The 26,732-nt window shown below is 70.4% G+C and carries 26 protein-coding genes and 1 pseudogene; 13 read left to right on the forward strand and 14 right to left on the reverse strand.

Annotation, left to right across the window (positions count from 1 at the left end):
* The 4 genes from ACWEOE_RS23300 to ACWEOE_RS23315 form a co-directional block, all read right to left on the reverse strand.
* Nucleotides 1–798 (reverse strand): ABC transporter permease, encoded by a 798-nt coding sequence (locus ACWEOE_RS23300; protein WP_452012468.1) that lies wholly within the window; start codon nucleotides 796–798, stop codon nucleotides 1–3.
* Nucleotides 795–1,709 carry an ATP-binding cassette domain-containing protein gene (locus tag ACWEOE_RS23305; protein WP_452012469.1) on the reverse strand — a complete coding sequence of 305 codons (915 nt, stop codon included), beginning with the start codon at nucleotides 1,707–1,709 and terminating at the stop codon, nucleotides 795–797. The genes ACWEOE_RS23300 and ACWEOE_RS23305 overlap by 4 nt, the downstream gene beginning before the upstream one ends.
* Nucleotides 1,710–1,811: 102 nt before the next feature.
* On the reverse strand, nucleotides 1,812–4,232 hold the full coding sequence (gene hrpB, locus ACWEOE_RS23310) for an ATP-dependent helicase HrpB (protein WP_452012471.1): 2,421 nt from the start codon (nucleotides 4,230–4,232) through the stop codon (nucleotides 1,812–1,814).
* A 13-nt stretch (nucleotides 4,233–4,245) separates the two neighbouring features.
* A complete protein-coding gene (locus tag ACWEOE_RS23315; RefSeq protein WP_452012473.1) occupies nucleotides 4,246–5,076 on the reverse strand; it encodes a glutamate ABC transporter substrate-binding protein in 831 nt (276 codons plus the stop codon).
* Nucleotides 5,077–5,164: 88 nt separating this feature from the next.
* On the opposite strand from ACWEOE_RS23315, the gene ACWEOE_RS23320 reads away from it, so the two are divergent.
* The 6 genes from ACWEOE_RS23320 (at nucleotide 5,165) to ACWEOE_RS23345 (ending at nucleotide 8,889) form a co-directional block, all read left to right on the forward strand.
* Complete coding sequence (locus ACWEOE_RS23320; RefSeq protein ID WP_452012654.1) at nucleotides 5,165–5,749, forward strand: MauE/DoxX family redox-associated membrane protein; 585 nt, start codon at nucleotides 5,165–5,167, stop codon at nucleotides 5,747–5,749.
* Nucleotides 5,746–6,558, forward strand: coding sequence for a DsbA family protein (locus ACWEOE_RS23325; RefSeq protein ID WP_452012655.1), 813 nt, complete (start codon nucleotides 5,746–5,748; stop codon nucleotides 6,556–6,558). Before ACWEOE_RS23320 ends, ACWEOE_RS23325 begins: the two co-directional genes overlap by 4 nt.
* A gap of 80 nt (nucleotides 6,559–6,638) precedes the next feature.
* The gene (locus ACWEOE_RS23330; protein WP_452012474.1) at nucleotides 6,639–6,944 is read left to right on the forward strand and encodes a hypothetical protein; all 306 of its coding nucleotides are present in this window, start codon (nucleotides 6,639–6,641) and stop codon (nucleotides 6,942–6,944) included.
* Nucleotides 6,945–6,954: 10 nt separating this feature from the next.
* Nucleotides 6,955–8,049 carry an NlpC/P60 family protein gene (locus ACWEOE_RS23335; protein ID WP_452012476.1) on the forward strand — a complete coding sequence of 365 codons (1,095 nt, stop codon included), beginning with the start codon at nucleotides 6,955–6,957 and terminating at the stop codon, nucleotides 8,047–8,049.
* Between the two features lie 5 nt (nucleotides 8,050–8,054).
* Complete coding sequence (locus ACWEOE_RS23340; RefSeq protein ID WP_452012477.1) at nucleotides 8,055–8,417, forward strand: YbaB/EbfC family DNA-binding protein; 363 nt, start codon at nucleotides 8,055–8,057, stop codon at nucleotides 8,415–8,417.
* Nucleotides 8,401–8,889 carry a YbaB/EbfC family nucleoid-associated protein gene (locus ACWEOE_RS23345; RefSeq protein ID WP_452012479.1) on the forward strand — a complete coding sequence of 163 codons (489 nt, stop codon included), beginning with the start codon at nucleotides 8,401–8,403 and terminating at the stop codon, nucleotides 8,887–8,889. The genes ACWEOE_RS23340 and ACWEOE_RS23345 overlap by 17 nt, the downstream gene beginning before the upstream one ends.
* On the opposite strand, the gene ACWEOE_RS23350 is transcribed toward ACWEOE_RS23345, so the two are convergent.
* Nucleotides 8,886–9,668, reverse strand: coding sequence for a hypothetical protein (locus ACWEOE_RS23350; protein WP_452012481.1), 783 nt, complete (start codon nucleotides 9,666–9,668; stop codon nucleotides 8,886–8,888). The genes ACWEOE_RS23345 and ACWEOE_RS23350 overlap by 4 nt on opposite strands.
* Nucleotides 9,669–9,948: 280 nt before the next feature.
* Here ACWEOE_RS23350 and ACWEOE_RS23355 point away from each other — a divergent pair, with 280 nt between their 5' ends.
* Nucleotides 9,949–11,250, forward strand: coding sequence for an RICIN domain-containing protein (locus ACWEOE_RS23355; protein WP_452012483.1), 1,302 nt, complete (start codon nucleotides 9,949–9,951; stop codon nucleotides 11,248–11,250).
* 103 nt (nucleotides 11,251–11,353) lie between these two features.
* Here the strand turns inward: ACWEOE_RS23355 and ACWEOE_RS23360 are convergent, their stop codons facing one another.
* The 5 genes from ACWEOE_RS23360 to ACWEOE_RS23380 form a co-directional block, all read right to left on the reverse strand.
* A complete protein-coding gene (locus tag ACWEOE_RS23360; RefSeq protein ID WP_452012485.1) occupies nucleotides 11,354–11,713 on the reverse strand; it encodes a hypothetical protein in 360 nt (119 codons plus the stop codon).
* Nucleotides 11,710–12,984: a PepSY-associated TM helix domain-containing protein gene (locus ACWEOE_RS23365; protein ID WP_452012486.1), complete on the reverse strand. Its 1,275-nt coding sequence runs from the start codon at nucleotides 12,982–12,984 to the stop codon at nucleotides 11,710–11,712. Before ACWEOE_RS23365 ends, ACWEOE_RS23360 begins: the two co-directional genes overlap by 4 nt.
* Before the next feature lie 119 nt (nucleotides 12,985–13,103).
* Nucleotides 13,104–13,841 (reverse strand): hypothetical protein, encoded by a 738-nt coding sequence (locus ACWEOE_RS23370; RefSeq protein WP_452012488.1) that lies wholly within the window; start codon nucleotides 13,839–13,841, stop codon nucleotides 13,104–13,106.
* Between the two features lie 103 nt (nucleotides 13,842–13,944).
* Nucleotides 13,945–17,343, reverse strand: a complete 3,399-nt coding sequence (locus ACWEOE_RS23375) for a DNA topoisomerase (ATP-hydrolyzing) (protein WP_452012489.1) — start codon at nucleotides 17,341–17,343, stop codon at nucleotides 13,945–13,947.
* Nucleotides 17,344–17,372: 29 nt separating this feature from the next.
* A complete protein-coding gene (locus ACWEOE_RS23380; protein WP_452012657.1) occupies nucleotides 17,373–19,424 on the reverse strand; it encodes a DNA gyrase/topoisomerase IV subunit B in 2,052 nt (683 codons plus the stop codon).
* Between the two features lie 319 nt (nucleotides 19,425–19,743).
* Between ACWEOE_RS23380 and ACWEOE_RS23385 the strand changes: the two genes are divergently transcribed.
* Both ACWEOE_RS23385 and ACWEOE_RS23390 read left to right on the forward strand, forming a co-directional pair.
* Nucleotides 19,744–20,835, forward strand: coding sequence for an LLM class flavin-dependent oxidoreductase (locus ACWEOE_RS23385; RefSeq protein ID WP_452012490.1), 1,092 nt, complete (start codon nucleotides 19,744–19,746; stop codon nucleotides 20,833–20,835).
* Nucleotides 20,836–20,865: 30 nt separating this feature from the next.
* Entirely contained in the window at nucleotides 20,866–21,474 is a 609-nt protein-coding gene (locus tag ACWEOE_RS23390) for an FMN reductase (RefSeq protein WP_452012492.1), read from the forward strand.
* Between the two features lie 42 nt (nucleotides 21,475–21,516).
* On the opposite strand, the gene ACWEOE_RS23395 is transcribed toward ACWEOE_RS23390, so the two are convergent.
* Together ACWEOE_RS23395 and ACWEOE_RS23400 are read right to left on the reverse strand one after the other, a co-directional pair.
* Nucleotides 21,517–22,773 carry an RNA polymerase sigma factor gene (locus ACWEOE_RS23395; protein ID WP_452012494.1) on the reverse strand — a complete coding sequence of 419 codons (1,257 nt, stop codon included), beginning with the start codon at nucleotides 22,771–22,773 and terminating at the stop codon, nucleotides 21,517–21,519.
* Nucleotides 22,746–23,102 (reverse strand): YciI family protein, encoded by a 357-nt coding sequence (locus tag ACWEOE_RS23400; RefSeq protein WP_452012495.1) that lies wholly within the window; start codon nucleotides 23,100–23,102, stop codon nucleotides 22,746–22,748. The genes ACWEOE_RS23395 and ACWEOE_RS23400 overlap by 28 nt, the downstream gene beginning before the upstream one ends.
* Nucleotides 23,103–23,267: 165 nt before the next feature.
* Between ACWEOE_RS23400 and ACWEOE_RS23405 the strand changes: the two genes are divergently transcribed.
* From ACWEOE_RS23405 to ACWEOE_RS23420, 4 genes and pseudogenes are all read left to right on the forward strand, one after another.
* Nucleotides 23,268–23,606: an ArsR/SmtB family transcription factor gene (locus tag ACWEOE_RS23405; RefSeq protein WP_452012497.1), complete on the forward strand. Its 339-nt coding sequence runs from the start codon at nucleotides 23,268–23,270 to the stop codon at nucleotides 23,604–23,606.
* Nucleotides 23,563–24,021, forward strand: a complete 459-nt coding sequence (locus ACWEOE_RS23410) for an SRPBCC domain-containing protein (RefSeq protein WP_452012499.1) — start codon at nucleotides 23,563–23,565, stop codon at nucleotides 24,019–24,021. Before ACWEOE_RS23405 ends, ACWEOE_RS23410 begins: the two co-directional genes overlap by 44 nt.
* Before the next feature lie 123 nt (nucleotides 24,022–24,144).
* Nucleotides 24,145–24,537 (forward strand): annotated as a pseudogene (locus ACWEOE_RS23415) (PGPGW domain-containing protein); the annotation flags it as partial.
* 486 nt (nucleotides 24,538–25,023) lie between these two features.
* Entirely contained in the window at nucleotides 25,024–25,695 is a 672-nt protein-coding gene (locus tag ACWEOE_RS23420) for a TetR family transcriptional regulator (RefSeq protein ID WP_452012501.1), read from the forward strand.
* Here ACWEOE_RS23420 and ACWEOE_RS23425 read toward each other — a convergent pair.
* Complete coding sequence (locus ACWEOE_RS23425) at nucleotides 25,643–26,335, reverse strand: epimerase (RefSeq protein WP_452012503.1); 693 nt, start codon at nucleotides 26,333–26,335, stop codon at nucleotides 25,643–25,645. The genes ACWEOE_RS23420 and ACWEOE_RS23425 overlap by 53 nt on opposite strands.
* Nucleotides 26,332–26,730, reverse strand: coding sequence for a carboxymuconolactone decarboxylase family protein (locus ACWEOE_RS23430; protein WP_452012505.1), 399 nt, complete (start codon nucleotides 26,728–26,730; stop codon nucleotides 26,332–26,334). The genes ACWEOE_RS23425 and ACWEOE_RS23430 overlap by 4 nt, the downstream gene beginning before the upstream one ends.
* Nucleotides 26,731–26,732 lie beyond the last annotated feature (2 nt).

Genomic DNA, 26,732 nt, shown 5'->3' on the forward strand with positions numbered 1-26,732 from the left:
TCAGGCGTCCCGCTTCTTCAGCACCGAAGTGCCGACGAACAACCCGGCCGCCGCCCACACCAGGCAGATCAGCACCCCCACGATCGGCGAGTGCGGCGCGGTCCCGCCCATCATCGGGTTCGTCCCCCCGGCGGGCACCATGCCGTTGATCCCCGCGAACGCCGGGAAGTAGTTCATGATCTCCGGCGCCACGTAGGCCGAAAGCAGCATCGGCAACGGCAGCAGCAGCACCATCACCACCACGATCGTCCCCGCCGCGCTGCGCAGCGCGAACCCGACGCCCGCGCACAGCACCCCCAGCAGCGCGAAGTACGCCCCCATGCCCGCGGTCGCCGTGAGCCCGTCGCCGAACGTCGTCGTGATCACCTCGCCCGGCATCAGCACCGCCGAGGTCGCCATGCCGAGCAGCGAAACCACCACGCCGTAGGCGAACAGCACCGGCACCAGCACGGCCGCCTTGGCCAACGCCAGCGTCGAGCGCACCGGCACCCACTGCAGCGTCGAGCGGATGCTGCCGCTGGCATACTCGCTCGTGACGAACAGCGTGGCCACCGCGATCACGCAGAACTCGGTGAGGTAGATCGCGCCGCCGACCACGATGTCGTGCGGCGCGTTCGGTAAACCGGAGCCGTCGCCGCGGTTCGACAGCCCGGAAACGGCGCTGTAGAGCAACATCAGCAGCACCCCGCCGGCGAGGCTCCACCACGTGCCGCGCACCGACCAGAGCTTCGTCCACTCCGACGCGATGGCGCCGGAAAGCCCGCCGCCCGTGCGCACCGGCGCCTGTGCCGTGGTCATGCCGTCACCCCGTATTCCACCGACGAAGCGGTCAGTTCCATGTACGCCTGCTCCAGCGAAGCCGTCCGCTCACCCAGGCCGTGCAGCCGCACGCCCAGCTCGTGCGCCAGATCTCCGACCTGCCCGGCGTCGGCGCCCGTCACCAGGAGCTCGTCGGCCTCACCGGCGGCCACGGTCGCGCCGCGCGTGCGCAGGTGCCGCGCGAGCGTCTCGCGGTCGGCGGGCATCGGCACGCGCACCGACACCGAGCTGAGCGAATTGCCGGCGATGAACTCGTCGACGGGCGCGTCGGCGAGCAGCTTTCCCTTGCCGATCACCACGAGGTGGTCGGCGGTCAGCTGCATCTCGCTCATCAGGTGGCTCGACACGAACACCGTGCGGCCCTCCTGGGCGAGCGAGCGCATGAGCTGGCGCACCCAGCGCACGCCGTCGGGGTCGAGGCCGTTGATCGGTTCGTCGAACATCAGCACGCCCGGGTCGCCGAGCAGTGCGCCCGCGATGCCGAGGCGCTGCCCCATGCCGAGCGAGAACTGGCCCGCTCGTTTGCCCGCCACGTCGGTGAGCCCGACCGTCGCGAGCACCTCGTCGACGCGCGAGGCCGCGATGCCGTTGCTGCGCGCCATCGCGAGCAGGTGCCGCCCGGCGCTGCGGCCGGGGTGCAGTGCCTTCGCTTCGAGCAGCGCGCCGACTTCCCGCAGCGGGTGCTTGAGCTCGGCGTACGGCTTGCCCTTCACGAGCACGTCACCCGCCGTGGGCCGGTCGAGGCCCACCGTCATGCGCATCGTCGTGGACTTGCCCGAGCCGTTGGGCCCGAGGAACCCCGTGACGCTGCCCGGCGCGACGACGCACGTGAGGCCGTCGACCACCGTCTTCTCCCCGTAGCGCTTCGTCAGTCCCCGAAGCGTGATCATGTGTCCTCCCATGCGTTCGACCCCTGGGGGGAAGTCTGCGGCGCACGGATCGCCGCGGGCATCGGACTTCCGGATCCCGCGACCCCCGACCTTCGACAGGGTTCAGCGCGCGCGGCGGGTGGTGTGCCGGGTCGGCGTGGCCGTCGCGGGGTCCTCGGGCCACGGGTGTTTGGGGTAGCGGCCACGCAGGTCGGCGCGCACGGCCGCGTACCCCGTGCGCCAGAACGACTCCAGGTCGGCCGTCACGGCGGCTGGGCGGCCGGCGGGGGAGAGCAGCTGCAGCAGTACGGGCACGCGGCCGTCGGCGACGGTCGGGGTGGCGGTCCAGCCGAACGTCTCCTGCAGCTTCACCGCGAGCACGGGCTGGTCGGCACGGTAGTCCACGCGGTGGTGGGAGCCCGACGGGACTTCGAGCCGGTCGGGCGCCAATTCGTCGAGGCGCGCGGCTTCGGGCCACGGCAGCAGGCCACGCAGGGCACTGCCGGCATCCACGTCGGCCAGATCGGCGCGACGACGGGCGCGGGACAGATCGAGCCAGGTGTCCACTTCGGACAGCAGGGTGTCGTCGTCCACCGTCGGCCACGGCGTGCCGAGCACGCGGTGCAGGAACGCCATCCGCTCACGCAGACGGCGGCCGTCCTCGCTCCAGCGCAGCAGCCCGAGGCCCTCGGTGCGCAGGCCGGTGACCAGGGCGTCCTGCACCAATTGCGGTTTCGGCGACCGCAGCGGCCGCTCGGCCAGCACGATCGCGCCGAGGCGGCGCACGTGCCGGGCCACCACGTCACCGTCCCACGCGACTTCGTCCACTTCGGACACCAGTGCGGGCGCCGCGCGGACTGCCAGCGTCTCGTCGGCGACGGCGGCGAGCCGGATCGTGCCCTGCACCCGGCCGGGGTCGCGCGTGGCTTCGCCGACGGCCAGCCATTCGGCGTGGCCGAGCCCACTGCCCGCGGGCAGCTCCGCCGCCGTGCCGCCGGCCATGAGGTACACCGGCGCCGACCCCGAGCGCCGTCGCGCGAGCCGTTCGGGGTGGGCCAGCGCGACGATCAGCGCGGCGTCGGGTTTGCCCTCGCCGCCAGGGCTTTCGACCAGGCCGGTGAGGCGGCGCGCCTCCCTTTTCCACCGCCGCGCGGCGTCGTCCGTGCCGGCGCGCAGGCGGCGCAGCTCGGCCTCGACGTCGGTGAGCTGGGCTCCGGCGTCGAGCAGCGCCACGACCTCGGCGGCCGCGCGCGGGCCCACGGCCGCCGAGCCGTCGAGCAGCGCACGGGCCAGCCGCGGGTGCAGGCCGAGGTCGGCCATCCGGCGTCCGCGCGAGGTGACGGTGCCGTCGGCGGCCGTCGCGCCCAGCGTGACCAGCAGCGACCGGGCGGCGGCCAGCGCGCCCTCACCCGGCGGGTCCCACCACGCCAGCCCGCTGCCGTCCGGAGTGGACCAGCACGCGAGCTCCAGCGCGAACCGGGCGAGCTCGGCCGTGCGGATCTCCGGCTCGGGGTACGCGGGCAGCGTCGCCTGCTCGTGCTCGGGCCAGCAGCGGTACGCGCGTCCCGGGGCTTCGCGGCCCGCGCGTCCGGCACGTTGCTCGGCGACGGCCGCGGACACCCGGACGGTCGCCAGCCCCGCCAGGCCCCGCCGGTGGTCCACGCGCGGCACGCGAGCGAGCCCCGAGTCCACGACGGCCCGCACCCCGGGCACGGTCAGGCTCGACTCCGCGACGGCCGTGGCCAGCACCACGCGCCGCCGGTCCCGGGGCCGCAGCGCGTCATCCTGCCGGGCCGCGCTGAGCCGGCCGTGCAGCGGCAGCACGTCGGCGTCGAGCGAACCGAGCTGCGCCGTCGTGCGCGCGATTTCCCCGGCGCCCGGGAGGAACGCGAGCACGTCACCGTCCCCTTCGGACAGTGCGAGCCGGATCGCGGACGCGACCGTCGCCTCGACCCGGGCCCCCCGCGCCGGGGCACGGTAGGACAGCTCGACGGGGTGGGTGCGGGCGTGCGCGGTGACCACGGGTGCGTCGCCGAGCAGCTCGGCCAGCCGGCCGGCGGCGACGGTGGCGGACGTGGCGAGCAGCCGCAGGTCGTCGCGCAGGCCGGCGCGGACGTCGAGCAGCAGGGCCAGCAGCAGGTCGGCGTCGAGGTGGCGCTCGTGGCACTCGTCGAGCAGAACCGTCGAGACGCCGGCCAGCTCGGGGTCGTTCTGCACGCGCCGCACGAGCAGGCCCGACGTGACGACCTCGATCCTCGTGCGCTCGGACGTCTTCCGGTCGCCGCGCACCGAGTAGCCGACCGTCTCGCCCACCGGTTCACCCAGCAGCGCGGCCATGCGTGAAGCGGCGGCGCGCGCGGCGAGGCGCCGTGGCTCGGCGACCACGACCAGGCCCGCGCCGTCGTCCAGCGCGAGCGGCACGAGTGTGGTCTTGCCGGTGCCGGGCGGCGCGACCAGCACGGCGGTGCCGTGGCCGGCCAGCGCCGCCAGCACGTCGGGCAGCACCGCGCGAACGGGCAGGTCGGGCAGGTTTTCCGGGTTCACTGCTCTTCCAGGCTCACTGCTCGGTGATCTCCGGCGGCTTCGGCAGCGGGTAGTCCGACGGGCCGATGTTGGCCTGCAGCGACCGCAGCCAGTCGCCGTCGGCCACCATCTTGCGGATCGCGTCGTCCACGGCGTGCTGGCCGTCGGTGTCGCCCTTGCGCAGGCCGACGCCGTAGCGCTCGGTCGAGAACGGGTGCCCGACCACGCGCAGCAGCTCGGGGTCCTGGGCGACGTACCCCGCGAGGATCACGGCGTCGGTGGTCACGGCGTCGACCTGACCGGCGAGCAGCGCGGTGACGCAGTCGGGATAGCGCGGGTACTCGACGAGCTGCACGGCCTGCGCGAACTTGTCCCGCACCTGCTGCGCCGGCGTCGAGCCGGTGACCGAGCACAGCCGGCGGCCGTTGAGGCTCTCCGGGCCGGTGATGTCCGTCGACGTGAGCCGCACCAGCAGGTCCTGGCCGGTCACGAAGTACGGCCCGGCGAACGACACGAGCTGCTTGCGCTTGTCGGTGATCGAGTACGTGGCCACCACGAGGTCCACGCTGCCGGAAGTGAGGTCCGATTCGCGCGTGGCCGGGGTGGTCTCGTGCCAGGTGATGTGGGCCGCGTCCACGCCCAGCTCGGCGGCCACGAACTTGGCGACGTCCACGTCGAAGCCCACGAACCGGCCGTCGACCGTGCGCTGGGACAAACCGGGCTGGTCGAAGCGGATCCCGATCGTGAGGTGGTCACCGTCACGTGCGCGTTCGACCAGCGAATCGCCGGGCGAAACCGCTCCCGGACCGCAGGCCACGCACGTGACCAGCAGCAACAGGGCGGCGAACACCGCGCGAACCCGCATGCGCCCCTCCCGACGGTGGGTGTTGACAACTCACGAAGTTCTCAGGTCCGGCGGCTAGCCTAAGCGTGTGCGACGACTGCCCCAACCCGTGCTCGACACCATCGGCACTCTGGCCCGTTTCGGGCTGGCCGCCGTGTGGCTCGTTTCGGGTGCCATAAAACTGGCCTCGCCGGGGCAGACGTTCATCGCCGTGCAGGCCTACGACGTGCTGCCGAGCGCGCTGGTCCGGCCGGTCGCGACCGCGTTGCCGCTGGTCGAGCTGGTGCTGGGCCTGTTGCTGCTGTTCGGCCTGGCCACCCGCTGGGTCGCCACCGCGGCGCTGCTGATGCTGGCCGTGCTCGTGGCCGGCATCGCGCAGTCGTGGGCGCGCGGCCTGAGCATCGACTGCGGTTGTTTCGGCGGCGGCGGGAACGTGGCCGCCGGCCAGACCGAGTACCCGCAGGAGATCCTGCGCGACACCGGGTTCGCGTTGCTGGCCGTGTGGCTGGTGGTGCGCCCGCGCTCGTTCCTCTCGCTCGACGGCTGGCTCGGCTGGGGCCGGCGCAAGGACACGGCGGTGAACGACTTCGCCGCCGGCGACGTTGCTCCGAACGACACGACTTTGATTGACACCGCGGGGTCGGAGGGCTCCGCGCCGCTCGCGACCAACGCGAGCATCTCCGAAGGGAAATAGGAACCGTGGGTGAAGCAGCGCGGAAGCGTCAACGCCAGGCGCAGGCCGCGAAGTCGGTCGCGCAGGCCAGGGGCGCCTCAGGCGAACGCAACAAGATCATCGCCGTCGTGGTGGTGGTCGTGGTGGTCGCCGCGGTGGTGATCGGCGGCGTCCTGTGGATCAACTCGAGCAAGAACTCGACCGCCGAGACCGCGATCCCGGCGAGCACGTCGGCCACGCTCGGCCCCGGCGTCGTCGAGAAGCTCGACGGTGTGGTCGTCTCCGTCGGCAAGCCCGGCGCGCCGAAGACGATCGACCTCTACGCCGACTTCCTGTGCCCCTACTGCAAGCAGCTGCAGGACACCTACGGCCCGAAGATGGAGCAGGCGGTCAACAACGGTCAGCTGACCGTGCGCTACCACATGGTGACGCTGCTCAACGACCGTTCCGACCCGGCCGGCTACTCACTCGACTCGGCCAACGCGGCGCTGGCCGCGGTCTCGTCGCAGAAGTTCACCGCGTTCCACGACGCGCTGTTCAAGAGCCAGCCGGAAGAGGGCGGCCGCGGCTACGACAAGGCGCAGCTGATCAAGCTCGGCCAGGATCTCGGCATCACCGACCCGAAGTTCGCCGAGACGATCAACGCGGGCACGTACAACGCGCAGATCCAGGCCGCGTTCCAGCAGACCGAGAACGACAAGAACCTCGCGCAGGACTTCGGCGGCGGCAACGTCGGGTTCGGCACGCCGACCGTCGCGGTCAACGGCAAGGCCATCTCGACCCAGGGCGACTGGCTCACCGGCGTGCTGTCCGGCACCACTGCCGGCTGACCACCTGATCCGGTCATTTCGCCTGTCCGGGCACAACCCGTCCGTTACCCTGGCCGTCTCGGCTCAGGGGAGGACGGGTTGTGTCCGGTTTTCACGCTGACGACGGTGCCTACGAGACGTTCGCGCGCCAGGCCGATCCGCTCGGCGACGACGTCCGGCAGGCGGGGGCCCGCCACGTCGCGCCGCACGTGACGGTCGGGTTCTCCGACATGGGCGACGAGTCCGGTTTCTCGGGTGCGTACGGCGCGCGGATGCGATCGCTGCAGCAGCGGCTGCACGCCCTCGGCGGCGGCTGGCACCAGGTCGGCGAGGCCGCGCGGCGCACGCAGGGCAACTTCGCGGCGGTGGAGGAGGAGCACGGCGACGTGTTCCGCCGGCTCCGGTGATCGCTCTCCGATGACGGCTGAGGTCGAGCAGGTCGTGCGCGGCGGCCTGGACACCACGAACCAGTTCGCGGCCAAGCTGAAGCACGATCCCGCCGCTCTTTCCGGCGCCCGGGACGGGCACGTCGCGCTCCAGACGTCCGTCGGCCAGGTGCGCGACCAAGCCGGCTCGCAACGCGTCAACCTGGCCAACGCGGCGTCCGGGCACACGGCCGACCGCGCGGCCGCGACGTCGCAGAGCCTGGAGAAGGAGATCCAGGACCTGCTCGACGAGAGCGCCGAGATCGAGAAGGCCGTGGCCGCGGCGGCCGAGACGCTGCACGTCGGCGAGATCCGCAACGATCAGGTGCGTGATGAGATCGTCCGGGAGATCTCGGCGTCGATGAAGGCGCTTGCGGCCGTGAACGGCATCCAGCCGCCGGAGAGCCGCGCGGCCGCGGCCCGGCAGATCCTGCTGCAGCTGCAGACGAAGATCGGGCAGCTCACCGGGCAGGCGGCCACGTTCTCGGAGCAGACGATCACGCAGCTGACGTCGCTGGGCCGGCAGCTCGGCGGGTCGGACGAGACGACGACCAGCTCGGCCTCGGCCACGCACGTGCCGCAGTCGTTCAACAGCAACGGCGCCCCCGCGGGCGGCGGCGGGGGAGACGGCGGCGGCGGTTTCGTCGGGAAGCCGCGCCTGCCGGTGGCGATTCCGCCGCAGCCGGGTACCGGCGTCGCCATCAACCTTCCCGGCGGACGCACGGTGCAGGCGCCCAACGAGACGGCGGCGAAGGCCGTGCGGGCCGCGTTGTCGCAACTCGGCGTGCCGTACGTGTGGGGCGGTACCGCGCGCGGGCAGGGGCTCGACTGCAGCGGGCTGACCATGACTTCGTACCAGGACGCGGGTTTGCAGCTGCCGCGCACGGCCCGGCAGCAGACCGTGGGCGCCGAGGTGCCCTCGATCGACCAGCTGCTGCCCGGCGACCTCGTGGTGTGGTCCGGCCACGTCGCCATGGTGATCGGCGACGGGCAGATGGTCGAGGCCGGTGATCCCGTGCAGATCGGCAAGATCCGCACGACGAACGCGGGACAGCAGTTCATCGGTTTCTACCGGCCGACGGGGTGAGGGTTGTGACTGAGTTCGACGTGGGCCTGGAGGCCGCGCGCATCGCGGACAACGCGGCGCGCACCGGCGTGGCGGCCGAGGCGCGGTTCGCGCGTTCGGGACCGGTGGTGGGCAAGGCTCAGGCGCACGGTGTCGCCGTCACCGTGGCGCCCGGCGGGCTGCTGACGGGGCTCGAGATTTCGCGCAGTGCCTTGCGTTCCGGTTCCGACGCGGTGGCGGGCCTGATCATGGAGCTTTCGGCGCGGGCCACGCGGCGCGCGGGTGACCGGATGCACGAGGTGCTCGCGCCGGTGCTGGACGACGGCCGACTGGCCGAGCTGGGGTACGAGCGGTTGGCCGAGGATGATCCCGATGCCCAGCACTCGTGAGCTCATCGAGCAGGCCCGCGCGCGGGAAACCGCGTTGTCCCAGGTCGAGGCTCTGATGGCGGAGACCCGCGGCTCCGCCCACGCCCTCGACGGCACGGTCGAGGTCACTGTCGACGCCCTCGGCGCTCTGCGGCGCCTGTGGCTGGCCCCGTCGGTGATCGATGCCGACCCGGCCCGCCTCGCCGCGTTGATTCTCGAGGTGACGCAGCTGGCCATGGTCGAGGCCACGCAGGACTGCTACAACAAGGTCGCGCTGCAGCTGGGCGAAGACGTCACTCTGCTGATCGAGCGGCTGTCCGGCCGATCGGCCCCGGCGCGCGCCGCGGACGACGACCCGGGCATGACGGTCGAGGAGTTCCAGCGGCTTCGCGAGGAACGCCTCGCGTCACCCACCCGCCGCACCGCGACCCGCCCACCGTCCAACGCCGAGGACGACGCCTACTTCGACCACGCGTCACCCTGGTCGGACTAGGGCAACTTGGCGCACAACGCGGCCGGGAACTTCGGCAGCGCGGCGCGAATTTCTTGGCAGGTTCCAGTTTTCGTGGCGGTTTCCTGTTTCCAGCCCCGTGGATCCCACGAATAAACCACGCGCTGGGTCGGGCCGGAACCGGGGACGCAGCTGGTGCCTTCCGGCGGGCAGTCGCCGACGTGCCGGTTGAGGTCGAACACCAGCCAGCTTCCGTCGCACGCGAGCACGTCGCGCACGCCGTGGAGGTGCTTCACCGGCACGTCGAGGTCGAACACCGCACGGTCGACCCACGCGTCCGCGCAGTGGTCAGCGGGTGGTGTGCAGCCGAGGAACTCGTCGCAACGGGCGAACGTGGCGCCGGTGCGGTGCCAGGCCTGGTTGTTCAGCACGAGCGGGCGCTCGCCGAGCGGCGCGGCGAGCGTGAACGGCACCTCGGCGGCCTGGTTGGTGGGGCAGCCGCCGTAGGCCTGGTTCGCCGAATCGAAGACCACGTTGGCCTGCACGGCGGTGGCCAGCTCGTCCGCGGATTCGGTGAGCGGCTCGACGCGCGGCGACCGTGAGCAGCCGGGACCGCCGGCGGGCAGCGAAACGTGGATCACCACTGAGGCGTCGTTCGAGCCGAGCCGGATGCCGTCGACCGGAGCGGCCAGGGTGGTCCAGCGCTGGGCGGCGGTGGCCGGCGCGGTCGTCGGCGTCGTTCGCGAGTACGTGAACACGAGCGCACCGATCGCCAGCACGGCGAGCCCGATGAAGGCGGGTGCGATGAGCTTGCGGGTCATGGTCCTCCCCAGGCCGGGCCTCAGAATACCCGGTACCTGCGGATCGATCGTCTTTGCGCGGTCCCGGTCACCGGCAACCCGTTCGTCGTGAAGGTCTGGACCACTTGTGAAACCTGTGTATTAATTCAAGGCGTGAAGTTTGGTGTCTCGACGAGGAGCAGCCGGATACGCAGCGCCGACCCGGCAGCCGATGAACGTCGGCGACCGGAAGCGCGCGCTGTGGTGATGCACCAGAAGTAACCCTTCCTCTCCCTCCCCAACCCCCGCCGGAAGGATCCCCATGTCCGCGAAACGACGCCCGTTCGGGCTGATCGGGAAAGCGCTGGTGTTCTTCGCCGCGTGCCTCGGTCTCGCGTACGGTTCACCCGCGCTCACGCCCCACGCCGCCGCGGCGACGCCGTTCAAGGTGCTCGCGTTCTACACGGGCAGCAACTTCGACCCGGCGCACTTCGCCTTTCAGGCTGAAGCGCGCCCGTGGTTCCAGCAGCAGGCGGCGGCCAACGGCTACACGTTCACGGCCACCACGAACTGGAACCAGCTCACCTCGCTCACCACGGCCCAGGCCAACGTGGTGATGTTCCTCGACGACGCGCCGCAGTCGCAGGCGCAGTACGACGGGTTCAAGCGCTACATGGACTCCGGCGGCGGCTTCTTCGGCTTCCACGTAACGGCCTACAACGACGAACTCACGCCCTCGTACGCCAACTGGTTCCACAACGACTTCCTCGGCACCGGCCGGTTCGTGTCCAACTCGTGGGGCCCGACCGGCGAGACGCTGAAGATCGAGAACCGCACGCACCCGTCCACGGTGAACCTGCCGGCGACGATCCAGTCGTCGGTCAGCGAGTGGTACTCCTGGCAGAAGGACCTGCGCCAGAACCCGAACATCTCGATCCTGGCCTCGCTCGACCCGGGCACGTTCCCGGTGGGCGACGACCCGTCGCAGACGTGGTATAGCGGGTACTACCCGATCATGTGGACGAACAAGAACTACAAGATGATCTACGCCAACTTCGGCCACAACAAGATGAACTACGAGACCAACACCTCGTTGTCGTCGACGTTCGCCAGCCCCGACCAGAACCGCTTCGTGCTCGACGGCCTGCGCTGGCTCGGCGGGGGCAGCGGCACCACCACGCCACCGGCCGACGGGATCTCGCCGACCGCGTGGTACCCGGTGATGAACAAGGCCACCGGCAAGTGCGTCGACGCGGCCGCGGCGGGCACCGACAACGGAACCGTTGTGCAGCAGTACACCTGCAACAGCACCAACGCGCAGCAGTACCAGTTCCAGCCGACCAGCGACGGCTACGTGCGCGTGAACAACCGCGGCAACGCGGCCGAAGTGCTCGACGTGAAGGATGTGTCCACCGCGGACAACGCCGGCATCCAGCTCTGGTCCTACAGCGGCGGCGCCAACCAACAGTGGCTGCCCGTCTCGGAGGGCGGCGGCTACTACCACCTGACCGCCCGCCACACCGGCAAGTGCCTCACCGTACCCGGCGGCTCGACGGCCGACAGCGTGCAACTCGTGCAATCCACCTGCAACGGCGGGGCGGCGCAGTCGTTCAGGATCGCCTGACCTCCGCCGCGAACCGCGCCGGGCCGCCTTGACGCGGCGGCGAGCCCGGCTCGGAGGCCGCCTCGGGGTTTGCGCCCCGGGGCGGCCTTTCCTGCCGGTTGTTTCAAGCCGGGCGCCAGGTGGTCTGGGCGCGGACCACGACCACCGCCACGGCCAGCAGCGCCACCGCGAGGACCATGGCACCCCACCGGCCGTTCTCCGGGGCGGACCACGCCGTGGCTGCGGGCAGCAGGAGGAGTGACGTGGCGACGTAAGCGAGGTGCGTGCCCGGTTCGGCAGGCCGGTCGCCGCCGAGGAGGCCGGCGACGTCGGCCACCACCTGGACGATCAGGGCCAGCTGTACGACGGCGAGTGCCGGAAGGGTCCGGCGGCGGCGGTAGCGGCCGGCGAGCCCGGTGCCGAGCACGGCGAGCCCGCCGGCCACGCAGACCACCGTGGTGGCGAAGGCCAGGGTTTCGATCACGCGGGGACCTGGGTGACCTTGCGGGCTTTGCGGCGCCGGCGCTTCGAGCCGCTGCGGAACAGCCAGGTCGAGAGCCCCGTGAGCATCAGTGCCAGCGGCGTGAGCCCGAGGACGAACCAGACGATGCGCCACCAGCCCCCGACCAGCCAGCCGAAGTGGGCGGGCTCGAACACCCTGTCGTAGAACGAGTTCGCGCCCGGCTCGGGCTTGGCGTCCACATCGGACACATGGGTGGCGTCGTGGCTGTCGACGTACACGGTGTGGTCGCCCCCGAAAAACGGCCGTGCGCAGTAGGGCTGGTAGCCCGCGCCGGCGATGGAGACGCTGTAGTAACCGTCCTGGGGTGTGACCAGGTAGCGGATCTCACCGGGCGTCTTCGCGAGCGCCGCCCGCCCCGCCTCGTCGATGCCGATCTCCGGTGCGCCGGGTTTCGCGGCGTTCGCGGTGAACGAGTACTTCTGCGGATCCGCCGGCACCCCACCCGTCGCCGCCAGCCACGCGTCCTTGACCGGCGGCAGGTAGAACGCGGCCCCCGTCACGCCCCACATCAACACGAACGGCACCGCGACGATGCCGATCACGTTGTGCAGGTCGTAGTCCCGCGCGAACCGGCCTTTCCCTGTGCGGACTCGGAATCCGTGCGACTGCCGCCTTATCCCCGGCCACCACACCACGATGCCGGTGACCGCGAGCAACACCATCAGCAACCCCAGCACCACCACGAGCAACAGCCCCCAGTTCGTGCCGGGCGGCCACGCGAACCCGATCGTCGGCACCGGCTTCGCCAGCCACGAAAGGTAACCCGGGTAGCCGTCGCAGGTGAGGCCGCAGTCGTGGACGTTCGCCAGGAACCCCATCACCCCGTCTTCCAGGCGGGCGCTCCCGTTGATCCGCCCAGTGCCCGGGTCCACCGCGTACGCCACGGCGTAGTCCGGATCACCCACCGCGATCACGCCGCCGTCGTGGCTCACCCATGCGGGGGAGAAGTCGGAGTGCGCGGCGGCGACGATGTCCCGCGCCTGCTGGAGGCTGATGGGGTGCTCGGTGGGCGTATGGCGGTAGAAGTCGCCGCGCGTCGAGCGCAAGTACTCCCCGCGGTACAGCAGGACCGCCCCGGACGTCGTCTCGAGGACCAGGAACAACCCGAGCACCAGCGACGTCCAGCGGTGCGTGACGACCAACGCCCGCCGCACCGGCTTCCGCCTCAGCCACCGCCGCACCTTCCCCACCCGCGGCGGTTTGCGGACGCGCGTCAGCTCGTCGGTGCTCATTCCCGTCCCCCTCGATCCGGTGATCGAAGTGAGGTTAGCCTTACTTAACTCCTCACGTAAAGAGTGGCGGGCGGCACAGACGGTAGGTCTCGGTCACTCCTGTTCGACAGCGGTGCTGGTCAGCCGGCTGCGGAGCAGACCGGGCAGCGCCGACGATCACCAACGTGGAGAGCACCCCCCACGTGATCGGCACGAACTGTCCGACGGCCGTCGGCAGGGTGGCCGGCTCGGCGAGTGTCACCACGGCCGCCGCGGTCGGCCAGGTTGTGCGGACATCGCGGTGAGCCGGCCCGAGCAACGCGAGGCCCGCCGCGGCGGGGAGGATGGGCCACCGCGACGTCGTCCACGACGCCGAGCCACCGGGTGCCGAACGCCAAGGCTGCGGTGGCGGCGGTGGCGAACAGCCACTGTCGCGTGTGGACGATCGTGGGCCGCGGGTGCGCCAGTATCGCTGCCAGAGTGGCGATTTGCAGCAGGAGCACACCTCCGCTGCTCGGCAGGCGCAGGATCGTGCCGACGATGCCCGCCGCGGAGAAAACGGCCGCGAGGTTCTTGTGGCCCGCCAGGAGTGCGCCCAGGGCAGGCGGCCGGAGCAGGCCGAGGACGAACGTGACCGGCGGTGCGACTCGGGCGATCTCCGGTGGCCACGTGAGCCACAGGACCCCGGTGATCCGCGCCGGCGCCGCGCCGGCAGCAATCGCAAGAGGCGGCGATAACGAAGCTCGAGTTCTTTCACGACAATCCCTCCCCGGCGAACCCCAGCCCCAGCCTCCGGTGCGCCACCCGCGCGTTCGCCACCTGTCGTTGGCGGTGAGGATGAAAAACGCCTGCTCGGACATGGTGCGGGTGCTGGCCATGGCTCCCACGTATCGGAAGGCGATACATAACGCGTCGCACGATAGGTGGACAGGAAAAAGGCGAGGCACCCGCCACCTGGCAAGTGCCCCGCCTGGAGAAACCTCAGTCTCGCTCGATGGTGTGGCCCACGACGTCCGGGCCGGGGTGGGCGTGGCCGGAGCCGTCGCGGCGCAGGTCGACCTCGGGCAGCTCCACGGGGTCACCGTTGCGGGCCGAGCCGGCCGGCCGCGGGCCGATCCAGGCGACGGTGACCGCGGTTTCGCCCTTCAGGAACCGGTGCGCGCGCACGCCGCCCGTCGCGCGGCCCTTCGCCGGGTATTCGCTGAACGGCGTGACCTTCACCGACTGACCCGTCGCGGTGACGACCATCGGCTCACCGTGGTCGTCGTCATCGGTGCGCACCGCGCCGAAGAACACCGCCGACGCGCCGGCACCCAGGTTGATGCCCGCCATGCCGCCGCCCTTCAACCCCTGTGGCCGCACCAGCGACGCGGCGAAACGCAGCAGCGACGCTTCGGACGACATGAACGCCAGCGTCTCGTTGCCGTCCGTGAGCCACGTTGCGCCGACGATCTCATCGCCGGTCTTGAGCGTGATGATCTCGAACTCGTCGCTTCGCACCGGCCACTCCGGCGCGACCACCTTCACCACGCCCGCGCGCGTGCCGATCGCCAGACCCGGCGACCCGGCCGCCTGCTCGCCCAGCGGCGCGACGCCGATCACCGTCTCGCCCTTCTCCAACGGCACCAGCTCACGCGCCGCCATGCCCCCGCGCAGCGAGACCGTGCCCGCCTGCTCGGGCAGCACGGGCAACGGCAGCACGTCCGTCTTGAACGCCCGGCCCCGGCTCGTCACCAGCAGCACCTGCCCGCGCGCGGTCGTGTGCACGATGGCCGACACGGCGTCGTGCTTCACGCGCCCGTTGCGCCGGCGCACCTCCGACGACTCCTCCGACTCCGCCGCCGTCCGCGCGACCAGCCCGGTGGCCGACAGGATCACCTGGCACGGATCGTCGGCGACCTCCAGCGGCCCGGACGGCTTCGAGGCCGCCAGCACCTCCTTGAGGTCACCGTCGATCAACGCCGTGCGCCGCTCGGTCGGGAAGTCCTTCGCGATCTTCGCCAGCTCCGCGGACACGAGCTTCCTCAGCACCGAGTCGTCTTCGAGGATCTTCGTGAGCTCCGCGATCTCCTCGCGCAGCCGCTCCTGCTCGCTCTCCAGCTCCAGCCGGTCGTACTTCGTGAGGCGGCGCAGCGGCGTGTCCAGGATGTAGGTGGCCTGGATCTCGGACAGCTTGAAGCGCGTCATCAAGCCGTCCTTGGCGGCCTGCGCGTTTTCGCTCTCGCGGATGAGCTTGATGACCTTGTCGATGTTCAGCAGCGCGATCAGCAGACCGTCGACCAGGTGCAGCCGCTCTTCGCGCTTGCGGCGCCGGTAGCTCGTGCGCCGCGTGACGACGTCGTAGCGGTGCCGCAGGAAGACCTCGAGCAGTTCCTTGAGCCCGAGTGTCTGCGGCTGCCCGTCGACGAGCACCAGGTTGTTGATGCCGAACGACTGCTCCAGCGGCGTGAGCCGGTACAGGTCCGCCAGCAGCGCCTGCGGGTTCACGCCGACCTTGCACTCGATGACCAGCCGCGTGCCGTTCTCGCGGTCGGTGAGGTCCTTGACGTCGGCGATGCCGGTGAGCCGCTTGGACTTGTTGACCTCGTCGGTGATCTTCTCGATCACCTTCTCCGGGCCCACGCCGTACGGCAGCTCGACCACCGTGATCGCCTGCCGCCCGCGGCTGCCCTCCAGCGGCCCGGTCTCGCACGTCGCGCGCATCCGCACCACGCCACGCCCGGTTTCGTACGCGCGGCGCACCTCGTCCAGCCCCAGCAGCTTGCCGCCGGTGGGCAGGTCGGGGCCGGGGACGAACTCCATGAGCTTGTCGAGCGTGGCCGTCGGGTGCGTGATCAGCCACCGCGCCGCGGCGATGACCTCGCCGAGGTTGTGGGGGATCATGTTGGTGGCCATCCCGACGGCGATGCCGGAGGTGCCGTTGACGAGCAGGTTCGGGTAAGCCGCGGGAAGTACCGTCGGCTCTTCGAGGGAACCGTCGTAGTTGGGCCGGAAGTCGACCGTGTCCTCGCCCAGCTCCCCGACGAGCAGCATGGCTTCGGGCGACATACGAGCCTCTGTATATCGACTCGCCGCCGGGCCATCGTCTGGGGAACCAAAATTTCCATGCCCGTCGATCAGCGGCACGTTCAGCGAGAAGTCCTGTGCGAGCCGCACCATCGCGTCGTAGATCGCGACATCGCCATGGGGATGGTACTTACCCATGCAGTTGTGGACGACAAAGCCCTCGGTGACGAACGTGTGCTCGTCGGCGCCGACCTGGATGTCGTACGTGACATCCGGCGCCACGGGTTCAACCGAAACGACCTCGAGAAATGAATAACCATTCAATGCATCGAGCCGATCGGCCAGGGGGGAGCCGATGCGGCGCAGCTTGTCGATCCAGCCGTCCTGACGGGCGCGGGCGAGCGGGAACGACCGATCGGCGAGCGCGGTGCCGTGGCGGTCCTTGCCGTAGCGGACTTTCGCGCCGCTCACTGCCGACAACGAAGCGCCGGCTTCGCTCCCCGGCCTCAGGATCGGAGCCAGTGCGGAGACGTCGGATCCGTCGACCGACAGGCCGAGCAGACCAGTCTCCGGATTCGTCCAGTGCCGACTGTGGATTCCGAGATCCGCGAGCATCGCGTAAACTTGGCGGACGAACTTTTCGTTTGTGCCGGTGTAAACGATCTCGGCGTTCTCGCCGAGGTCGTCTTCGCGGTCGAACAGCGCCGCGAGGTACGGAGCCCAGCGTGAGCGGTCGCCGAGAACGGCCGCCGGGACGGTCTCCGCGGAATCGAACTCGTTTCCGAGCAGACCTTCGCGGCGGACCTGGAGATCCAGCCCGGTATCCCGCCGTGCCTTGCCGTAAGCGACAGTCAGCCGGTCGGTGAGGTCGCGTGCGGCGGTCCAGGTGAGGGTCGAATCCTCGGCCACCGTGCGGAATCGCTGGCCTGGCGTGACGAGCATCGTGTGCCCGTTGGACCAGGTGACGCGGACCAGTTCGGAGGCCGGGTTTTCGTAGACCTCGGTCACGGTCACGGCCTGGCCACGGGCGTCGAGCACGTCGTCGCCGATTTCGATGTCCTCGATCGGCCGCAGCCCGGCGGGCGTGGAGACCAGTGCGCCCCGGACGAAACAGTCGCCGACCACGCGTGACGACTTCACGTAAGCGTGCGTCGGCCGGTAGCCGTTCTCGTTCATCGAGTACAGGATCCGCCGGTGCACCGGCTTCAACCCGTCGCGGGCGTCCGGCAACGCGCGGGAGTGGATGACCGAGTACGCGTACTCCAGGTACGAGTCTTCGATCTCCGTCTTCAGCGAGTTGTCGAAGACGTTCGCGCCGGCGGAGTCGAACGCGGTGGGATCGACCTTGGTGGTGGTGCCCTTGCGGCGTGCCACGGGAGAACTCCTTGGTAGCTGCGAAAAACTCAGACGTCGATGGCGTCGCGGTCGACGCGGTCGGAGGAGGCGACGAGCCAGTTGCGCCGGGGCTCGACCTTTTCGCCCATGAGCAACTCCAGGGCGCTTTCGGCGGCTTCGGCGTCGTCCATGGTGATGCGGCGGACGGAGCGGCTGGCGGGGTTCATGGTGGTTTCCCACAGCTCGTCGGCGTCCATCTCGCCGAGGCCCTTGAACCGGGGCACCGGCGTGACGATGCTCTTGCCCGCCTTTTCGAGCTCGGCGAACTTCGTCTCCATCTCCCGCTGCGTGAAGGTGAAGTGGGTTTCCGGGTTGCGGCCCTTCGTCACGAGCTTGTGCAACGGCGGCATCGCGGCGTACAGCCGGCCGTCTTCGATCACCGGGCGCATGTACTTCGCGAAGAGCGTGATGAGCAGGGTGCGGATGTGCGAACCGTCGACGTCGGCGTCGGCCATCAGGATCACGCGGCCGTAGCGCATCGTCGACAGGTCGAACGTGCGGCCGGTGCCGGCGCCGAGCACCTGCACGATCGACGCGATCTCGGCGTTCTTCAGCGTGTCGCCCAGCGAGGCCTTCTGCACGTTGAGGATCTTGCCCCGCAACGGCAGCAGCGCCTGGTACTCCGACACACGCGCCATCCGCGCCGAACCCAGTGCGCTGTCACCCTCGACGAGGAACAGTTCGCTGCGGGACACACCGGTGGTGCGGCAGTCGACGAGCTTCGGCGGCATCGCCGCGCCTTCCAGCGCCGTCTTGCGCCGCGCGGCGTCCTTCTGCTGCTTCTGGGTGAGCCGCACGCGCGCGGCGTCGACCACCTTCTGCAGCACGACCTTGGCCTCGGACTTGGTCTTGCGGTCCTCGACCCACGCCTTCACGTGCTTGTCGACGACTCCCTGGATCACGCGCGTGATGCCGGCCGTGGACAGCTCGTCCTTGGTCTGCGACGTGAACTGCGGCTCGGGCAGGCGCACGTGGATCACCGCGGTCATGCCCTCGAGCACGTCTTCGAGCGTGGGCGGGTCCTCCTTGGGCTTGAGCAGCCCGCGGGTCTTGCCGATCGCGTCCTGCAGCGCGCGCGTGACGGCGCGGTCGAAACCACGCCGGTGGGTGCCGCCGTGGACGTTGCGGATCGTGTTGGTGAAGCACTCCACCGTGCGCTCGTAGCCGGTGCCCCAGCGCAGCGCCACCTCGATCTCGGCGTGGCGCTCTACATTGGACTGCATCACGCCGTTGGCGTCGGCCGCGTTCTCCTTGTACGTGCCCTCACCGGTGATCACGATCGTGCCGCACACCGGCTTCTCGCCCGACGGCGTGAGGAAGTCGACCATGTCCACCAGCCCGTGGGGGTAGTGGAAGGTCTCCTCGTTGATAGTGTCCTCGAGTGCCGTGCGCAGCACGTAGGTGACGCCGGGCACCAGGAACGCCGTGTTGCGCAGCTTCGTGCGCACGCCCTCGACGTCGAGCGCCGCGCCCGTCTCGAAGTAGCGCGCGTCGTACCAGTAGCGGATCGACGTGCCGCTGCGCTCGCCGCGCTTCATCTTGCCGACGAGGGTGAGGCCGGAGTGGCGGGTGAACTTCGCCTTGGGGCCGGGCGCGTCGAACGTGCCGGGCACACCGTGCGCGAACGACATCTGCTGCACTTTGCCGTCCTGCTTCACGGTGATGTCGAAGCGGTGCGACAGCGCGTTGACCGCCGACGCGCCCACGCCGTGGAGGCCACCGGAGGTCTTGTAGCCCGAGCCGCCGAACTTGCCGCCGGCGTGCAGCCGCGTGAGCACGAGCTCGACGCCCGAAAGGCCCGACTTCGCGTGGATGCCGGTGGGAATGCCGCGGCCGTCGTCGTCGACCTGCACGCTGCCGTCGGCGTGGATGGTGACGACGATGCGCGTGGCGTGTCCCGCCACGCCCTCGTCGGTGGAGTTGTCCACGATTTCGGAGAACAGGTGGTTGATGCCACGGCTGTCGGTGGAGCCGATGTACATCCCGGGGCGTTTGCGGACGGCTTCGAGGCCCTCGAGGTGCGTGAGGTCGTCGGCCCCGTACAGAGTCTCAGCAGTCACGAGGTCGCTCTCCCGGATCTTGGCTCGCTGTACGGCGTTGTCGAGGCTGGTGGTGCGGTTGGTCTTGTTCACGCTGGTCGGCTGGGGTTTCGCCCGGCCGCGGTGGTGCCGGAGGGCAGGCCCCGAGCCGACACCGTACTGCAGGATATCCGCACACCCCGACAGCTTCCGCGCCCTCGGGCCCCGGTGTGGCGAGAGTCCCGTGGCCCAGGGGTGCGGCCGGGGGCGTGCGCCAGGTCACCGGTATGGTCACCGCGGAATACTTCTTCCACGCGAGCAGTTGACCAAGCAAGAAAGCACAACCGGCTGAGGAGCGGTCATGCAGTTCGGAATCTTCTCGGTGGGCGACGTCACGACCGACCCCACCAACGGCACCACGCCGTCGGAGCACGAGCGCATCAAGGCGATGGTCCGGATCGCGCTCAAGGCCGAAGAGGTCGGCCTCGACGTCTTCGCGACCGGCGAGCACCACAACCCGCCGTTCGTGCCTTCGTCGCCCACCACGATGCTCGGCTACATCGCCGCGCAGACGGAGAAGCTCGTCCTCTCCACCTCGACGACGCTGATCACCACCAGCGACCCGGTGAAGATCGCCGAGGACTTCGCGATGCTGCAGCACCTGGCCGACGGTCGCGTCGACCTCATGCTCGGCCGCGGCAACACCGGCCCGGTGTACCCGTGGTTCGGCAAGGATATCCGCCAGGGCATCCCGCTCACGGTCGAGAACTACGCGCTGCTGCGCCGGCTCTGGCGCGAGGAGGTCGTGGACTGGGAAGGCCAGTTCCGCACGCCGCTGCAGGGCTTCACCTCGACTCCGCGTCCGCTCGACGACGTACCCCCGTTCGTGTGGCACGGCTCGATCCGCAGCCCGGAGATCGCCGAGCTCGCCGCGTACTACGGCGACGGCTTCTTCGCCAACCACATCTTCTGGCCGACCTCCCACTACCAGCAGCTGATCGGCTTCTACCGCCAGCGCTACGAGCACTACGGTCACGGCAAGGCCGACCAGGCCATCGTCGGCCTCGGCGGGCAGGCGTTCATCCGCCCGAAGTCGCAGGACGCGTGGAACGAGTTCCGGCCGTACTTCGACAACGCGCCGGTGTACGGGCACGGTCCTTCGATGGAGGACTTCACCTCGCAGACCCCGCTCACCGTCGGCAGCCCGCAGGAGGTCATCGAGAAGACGCTGACCTTCCGTGAGCACTTCGGCGACTACCAGCGCCAGCTGTTCCTGATGGACCACGCCGGCCTGCCGCTGAAGACCGTGCTGGAGCAGCTCGACCTGCTCGGCGAGCAGGTGGTGCCGGTGCTGCGCAAGGAGCTCGAGGCGATGCGCCCCGCGCACGTGCCGGAGGCCCCGACCCACGAGTCGCTCAAAGCCGCTGCCGCCACCGAAGAAACCCTCGTCTGACCCGGTTTTCCGGAGAGAAGAAGGCAAGAAATGACCGCACGCACCATCGCCGTGGTCACCGCCGGGCTGAGCCAGCCGTCGTCCACCCGGCTGCTGGCCGACCGGCTGGCGGACGCGACGCGCGCCGCACTGGGCCCCGACACGGTCGTCGAGGTGATCGAGCTGCGCGACACCGCCGCGGACGTCACCAACAACCTGCTCACCGGTTTCCCCAGCCCCAAGCTGAAGGAAGTGATCGACACGGTCACGCGGGCCGACGGCCTGATCGCCGTGACGCCGGTGTTCACCGCCTCCTACAGCGGGATGTTCAAGTCCTTCTTCGACATCCTGGACAAAGAAGCCCTCGACGGGAAACCGGTGCTGCTCGCGGCGACCGGTGGCACGGAACGGCATTCGCTGGTGCTCGACTTCGCGCTGCGCCCGCTCTTCGCCTACCTGCGGGCGAATTCGGTCGCGACGGGCGTGTACGCCGCTTCGTCGGACTGGGGCAGCACGAGCGCGACGGGCTCGTTGCAGCGGCGCGTCGAGCGGGCCGCGGGTGAGCTGGCGGCGCTGGTTTCCGCGGCGCCGAAAGCAGAAGTGACGGACGAGCTGACGTCGTTGCCGTTCGAGCAGCTGCTGGCCGGCGAAGGCCTGTAAGCCGATACACCGGTGAAGGACTCCCCTCGGCAGGGGAGTCCTTCACTGCGTTTCGGGGCTGACTTCGATCAGCCGGCGCCGCAGGAACCGGCGATCGGCGTCGTTGCCCGCCAACGTGAGTGCCGCGCGGTACGCCTCCGCCGCTTCGGCCCGCCTGCCCAGGCGACGCAACAGGTCGGCGCGAGTGGCCGGCAGCAGGTGGTAGCCGCCGAGGTCGCCCGCCATCGCGTCGACGAGCGCCAGGCCCTCGTCCGGTCCGTCGGCCATCGCGACGGCCACCGCACGGTTGAGCAGCACGACCGGCGACGGCACGCGCTTCGCGAGTTCCCCGTACAGCGCGGCGATCTGCGGCCAGTCGGTGTCCGCCGCCGACGGTGCGGCCGCGTGCAACGCCGCGATGGCCGCCTGCAGCTGGTACGGGCCGGGGGAGCCGCGGTGCAGGGCGGTGTCGACGAGGGCGAGGCCTTCTTCGATCGCCGCCGCGTCCCAGGTCGACCGGTCCTGGTCTTCGAGCGTCACGAGCTCGCCGGTTTCGTCGAGCCGCGCGTCGCGCCGGGAGTGCTGGAGCAGCAGCAACGCCAGCAGGCCTTCGATCTCTGGCTCGGCGGGCATGAGCTCGGCCAGTGTGCGCGTGAGCCGGATGGCTTCGGCGCACAGGTCGTGGCGCGCGGGTCCGTCGCCCGCGGACGCGGCATAACCCTCGTTGAACAGCAGGTACAGCACACCCAGTACGGCCGCCGTCCGTTCCGGCAGCAAGTGCGCGGGCGGCACGCGGTAGGGGATGCCGGCTTCGCGGATCTTGCGTTTCGTGCGCACGAGCCGTTGGGACATCGTGGCTTCGGTGACGAGGAACGCGCGGGCGATCTCCGCCGTCGTCAGCCCGGCCAGCGTCCGCAATGTGAGCGCCACGCGGCCTTCGAGCGGCAACGCCGGGTGGCAGCACGTGAACATCAGCCGCAGCCGGTCGTCGCGCACGCCGCTCGGGTCGGCCTCGGGTTCCTCGACCGGCGCCAGCGTGGCGACTTCACGCAGCTTCGCGGCTTCGTTCGCGCTGCGCTTGAGCCGCGTGAGGGCGTGGTTGCGCGCGGTCGTGGTGAGCCACGCGCCGGGCCGGGCGGGCACGCCGTCGCGCGGCCAGCGTTCCAGTGCCCGGGTCATTGCTTCCTGCACGCACTCCTCGGCCAGGTCCCAGTCGCCCGTCAGCCGGATGAGCGTGGCCACCACCCGGCCGCCCTCCTCGCGGAAGGCGGCCGTGACGGCGGCGTTCGCGGTCAGCTCTCGTCCCCGGCGAAGGGCCACAGCGGGCGGACCTCGACCGGCCCGTGTTGCGCCGACGGGTGCTTCGCCGCGACTTCGAGGGCTTCGTCGAGGTTCTCGCACTCGAGCAGGTCGAAGCCGAGGATCTGCTCCTTCGTCTCCGCGAACGGACCGTCGGTCAGCAGCACCTCGCCGTCTTTCACGCGCACTGTGGTGGCCATGCTCGCGGGCCGCAGGCGCTGGCCCATCAGGCGCACGCCGCGCCCGTCCATTTCCTTGACCCACGCCTCGGTGGTCGCGTCGATGGGCTCGTCGGGCAGCGGCTTCGACTCGTCGTGGCTCGTGCCGCAGATCAGCATCAGGTAGCGCATCGGTTCGCCCCTTCTCTCTGGTGGTTTCCTACCGCGCCGCGGGCGTGCGGTCGAGGCGGTTCGTCAGTGCGACCACCGGGGACCGCCCGGACCGACAGGATCCATCCGGAAATTCGGTTAAGCATCTACTTGACTATTCGGCCAGTCCGGTGGATGGTTAAGCACATGGTTGACCATCAGCTCGACCGGGTGTTCCAGGCACTCGCCGACGCCACCCGGCGTGAGCTCGTGGCGCGGCTGGTCACGGGACCGGCAGCGGTGAAGGAGCTGGCGCGGCCGCACGCGATGTCACTGCCCGCCGTGATGCAGCACCTGCGGGTGCTCGAGTCGTGCGGGCTGGTGGCTTCGGAGAAGGCCGGCCGCGTCCGCACGTACCGGCTGGAGCCCGCGGGGCTGCGCCTGGCCGAGCAGTGGCTCGGGGAGCAGCGCACGGGCTGGGAACGCCGGCTCGACCGTCTCGGTGGCTTTCTGGCCGCCGACCGAGAAGAAGGGAACACGCCATGACCGAGGTCAAACGTTCACGCTCGAACGCCACTACCCCGCGCCGCCCGCCCGGGTGTTCGCCGCGTGGGCCGATCCGGCGGCCAAGGCCAGCTGGTTCGGTGCCGCCGAGCACTCGCTCGACTTCCGCGTCGGCGGCCGCGAGACCAACCGCAGCGGCGATATGGCCTTCGTGGGCGAGTACCACGACATCGTCGACGGTGAGCGCATCGTGTACTCCGGCGCGCTCACCGGCCCGCCCGGGCTGGCGACCGTCTCCATCACCACCGTGGAACTCGTCCCGGACGGCTCCGGCACCCGGTTGGTGCTCACCGAACAGGACACGTTCCTCGACGGGCACGAGCAGCCGGCGTGGCGCGAGCAGGGCACGGGCGACTGGCTCGACAAGCTCGGCGCCCACCTCGGCGCGCAGAGCTGAGGCCGGGGTCGGTCCGCTCGGTCCACTTCGGACGGGTGGGCCGATCCCGCGTGTTCCGGAGTTTCTCCGGGCGCGGTGTCCGCGAGCCAGGCACACTGGCTGAAACGGACAGGAGGGGACCGCGTGGAACTCGGCAGACCGGTGAAGCAGGCCTTCGCCGCGGTGGTGGGCGGCTTGCTGTTCCTCGTCGGGGTCGCGCTGCTGGTGCTGCCGGGCCCGGGGTTGCTGCTGGTGCTCGCGGGGCTGGTGGTGCTGGCCTCGCAGTTCCCGGCGCTGCAGAAGTTCGTCGACCCCGTGCGCACGCGGGCGATGAAGGCCGCCGAGGACAGCGTGGCCTCGCCGCTGCGGATCGCGGGTTCGGTGCTGGCCGGCCTGGCGCTGTTCGCCGCCGGCATCCTGTGGGGCACGATCGACTGGCTGCCGTTCAGTGGCTGGAGCACCGGGTCGAGCATCATCCTCTCCGGGGTGATCCTGTTCGCGCTGCTGATCTGGAGCTACCAGCGGGTCAAGTCCCGGGAGGGGGAGGCGCATTCGGCGCCCACCGGGCAGAATCCGGGCATGACCACTTCGGACTCCACGCAGGTGCCGGCCGCGATCCAGCAGTTCGTGGACGCCACCAACAAGGCCGACGCCGAGAGCTTCGTCGACGCCTTCACCACCGACGCGTTCCTGGAGGACTGGGGACGCAAGTTCCACGGCCACGAGGGCGTGCTGAGCTGGAACGAAACCGACAACATGGGGGTTCAGGCGAGCTTCACCATGAAGGGTGTCAAGCCCGGCAAGGGCGCGGACAACTACGTGCTCACGGTCGGGGTGAAGAGCAACCGCTTCAACGGCACCGGCACGATGACGATCGACTTGCGCGACGGCAAGATCGCCAGCCTGGTCATCTCCTGACCCGTTTCCACCCGCGGTTCGCGGGCGTTCGGGAAGCGGACGCCCGCGAGTTCGGCCACAGTCTCGGCCGGGTTAACAGACTGCTGGGCTGCTAATCTCGGCCCCGTGAGCGCCGGTTTCCAGCGGGCCCGCCGCCCCGAGCAGATCGAGGCGCGGCGCGCCACGATCCTCGCGACGGCCACGGCGATGCTGCGGGAACGCCCGGTCGCCGAGATCAGCCTGCGTGAGCTGAGTGACCGCGTCGGCCTCGCGAAGTCCAACGTGCTGCGCTACTTCGACAGCCGTGAGGCGATTTTCCTCGAAGTGCTCGACGAGGTGCTGCGGCGGTGGCTGGACGTCGTCGAGCGGGCGCTCACCACCGCTCCGGCCGACGGGCCCGGCTTCGTGCGCGAAGAGCGCGTCGCCGCGACGATCGCCCGCACGCTGGGCGACGATCGGCTGCTGTGCGAGCTGGTCGGCTCGATGGCGTCGGTGCTCGAACGCAACATCTCCGTGGCCACCGCGCGCAGCTTCAAACACCGCGCGGCCGCCGGCACCGACCGACTGGCCACCCTCGTGCGCGGACAAGTGCCGGAACTGTCACCGGCTGGTGCCGTCCACTTCGCCGAAGCGGTGTTCGTGCTGGTCGCGGGCCTGTGGCCGTACGCGAACCCGACCGAAGCCGTGGCCACGGTCAGCGCGGAGATGGGTGCCGCGCCCGGCGCCGACCGGTTCGTCGACGGTCTCAGCGAGACGCTGGCGAACCTCCTGGCCGGTCTCGTCGCCCGACGTCGTTGAGGTCGCGCGAGGAGAGGATCCGGCGGGGAAAACCGTCCGCCGCCACGGCGATCATCGCTCGCCCGAGCACGTCCGTCGTGATGTACACGGCCGGGAAGCGTTGGAGCAGCATGAAAAGGGGCGTCGTGACGCGGTAGAGCCCGCGGTACAGCGGTGTTTTCGACGTGATCCCGTGCTGTGGCTGGATGAAGCCGGGCCGCAACGCGTAGGCGTCGAGCGGCAGCCGGGCCAGGGCGTTTTCCGTGGCGCCCTTCACCCGCGCCCACCGCACGCGGCCGCGTTCGCTGCTGTCGGTGCCGGCGCCCGAGACGTAGAGGAACGTCGCGTTCGGCCGGGCCTCGGCGTACGTGCGGGCGACGGAAAGCGTGAGCTCGTAGGTGATCCGTTCGTACTCCTGCGCGGGCAGTCCCGTCGAGGAGACGCCGAGGCAGAAGAAGCACGCGTCGTACTCCGCGAGCTGGGCGGTGTGCGGGGTCAAGTCGGCGAGGTCGTCGGGGACCAGCTCGGTCACCTTCGGGTGGCGGGTGCCGGTGGCCGTCCGCCCGACGGTGAGCACGTGCTCCACGCGCTCGTCGAGCAGGCATTCCCGCAGCGCGCCCTGGCCGACCATGCCGGTGGCGCCGAACAGCACGACCTTCACGCGTCACGCACCGGAAGCAGGCCGCGCTCGGCGAAGACCTTCTTCGCGACGTTGGTGGCGTTGAGCGCCCGGGGGAAACCGCAGTAGCCGGCCGACTGCAGCAGCGCCTCGATGATCTCCGCGGGCGTGAGGCCGACGTTCAGCGCTGTGCCGATGTGCAGTTCGAGCTGCGGTTCGCAGCCGCCCAGCGCGGTCAGCATGCCGATCGTGAGCAGCTGCCGGTCGCGGGGCTTGAGCGCCGGCCGTGCGTAGATCTCGCCGAACCCCCAGGACACGACCTGCCGCGCCAGCTCCGGCGCGACGTCGGCGAGCCCGTCCAGCACCTTTTGGGCGCTGCCTTCGTTCACGGCGTTCATGGTCTCGAGGCCGAGTGCGTAACGCTCTTCTTCGGTCATGA

This window comes from Amycolatopsis sp. NPDC004368 (assembly GCF_053602515.1).

Excerpts from the sequence above, each read along its gene's own strand:
- ACWEOE_RS23300 (WP_452012468.1), bottom strand. The coding sequence starts at position 798 with ATGACCACGGCACAGGCGCCGGTGCGCACGGGCGGCGGGCTTTCCGGC.
- ACWEOE_RS23305 (WP_452012469.1), bottom strand. The coding sequence starts at position 1,709 with ATGATCACGCTTCGGGGACTGACGAAGCGCTACGGGGAGAAGACGGTG.
- ACWEOE_RS23315 (WP_452012473.1), bottom strand. The coding sequence starts at position 5,076 with ATGCGGGTTCGCGCGGTGTTCGCCGCCCTGTTGCTGCTGGTCACGTGC.
- ACWEOE_RS23335 (WP_452012476.1), top strand. The coding sequence starts at position 6,955 with ATGACGGCTGAGGTCGAGCAGGTCGTGCGCGGCGGCCTGGACACCACG.
- ACWEOE_RS23345 (WP_452012479.1), top strand. The coding sequence starts at position 8,401 with ATGCCCAGCACTCGTGAGCTCATCGAGCAGGCCCGCGCGCGGGAAACC.
- ACWEOE_RS23350 (WP_452012481.1), bottom strand. The coding sequence starts at position 9,668 with ATGACCCGCAAGCTCATCGCACCCGCCTTCATCGGGCTCGCCGTGCTG.
- ACWEOE_RS23355 (WP_452012483.1), top strand. The coding sequence starts at position 9,949 with ATGTCCGCGAAACGACGCCCGTTCGGGCTGATCGGGAAAGCGCTGGTG.
- ACWEOE_RS23365 (WP_452012486.1), bottom strand. The coding sequence starts at position 12,984 with ATGAGCACCGACGAGCTGACGCGCGTCCGCAAACCGCCGCGGGTGGGG.
- ACWEOE_RS23370 (WP_452012488.1), bottom strand. The coding sequence starts at position 13,841 with ATGGCCAGCACCCGCACCATGTCCGAGCAGGCGTTTTTCATCCTCACC.
- ACWEOE_RS23385 (WP_452012490.1), top strand. The coding sequence starts at position 19,744 with ATGCAGTTCGGAATCTTCTCGGTGGGCGACGTCACGACCGACCCCACC.
- ACWEOE_RS23390 (WP_452012492.1), top strand. The coding sequence starts at position 20,866 with ATGACCGCACGCACCATCGCCGTGGTCACCGCCGGGCTGAGCCAGCCG.
- ACWEOE_RS23400 (WP_452012495.1), bottom strand. The coding sequence starts at position 23,102 with ATGCGCTACCTGATGCTGATCTGCGGCACGAGCCACGACGAGTCGAAG.
- ACWEOE_RS23405 (WP_452012497.1), top strand. The coding sequence starts at position 23,268 with ATGGTTGACCATCAGCTCGACCGGGTGTTCCAGGCACTCGCCGACGCC.
- ACWEOE_RS23430 (WP_452012505.1), bottom strand. The coding sequence starts at position 26,730 with ATGACCGAAGAAGAGCGTTACGCACTCGGCCTCGAGACCATGAACGCC.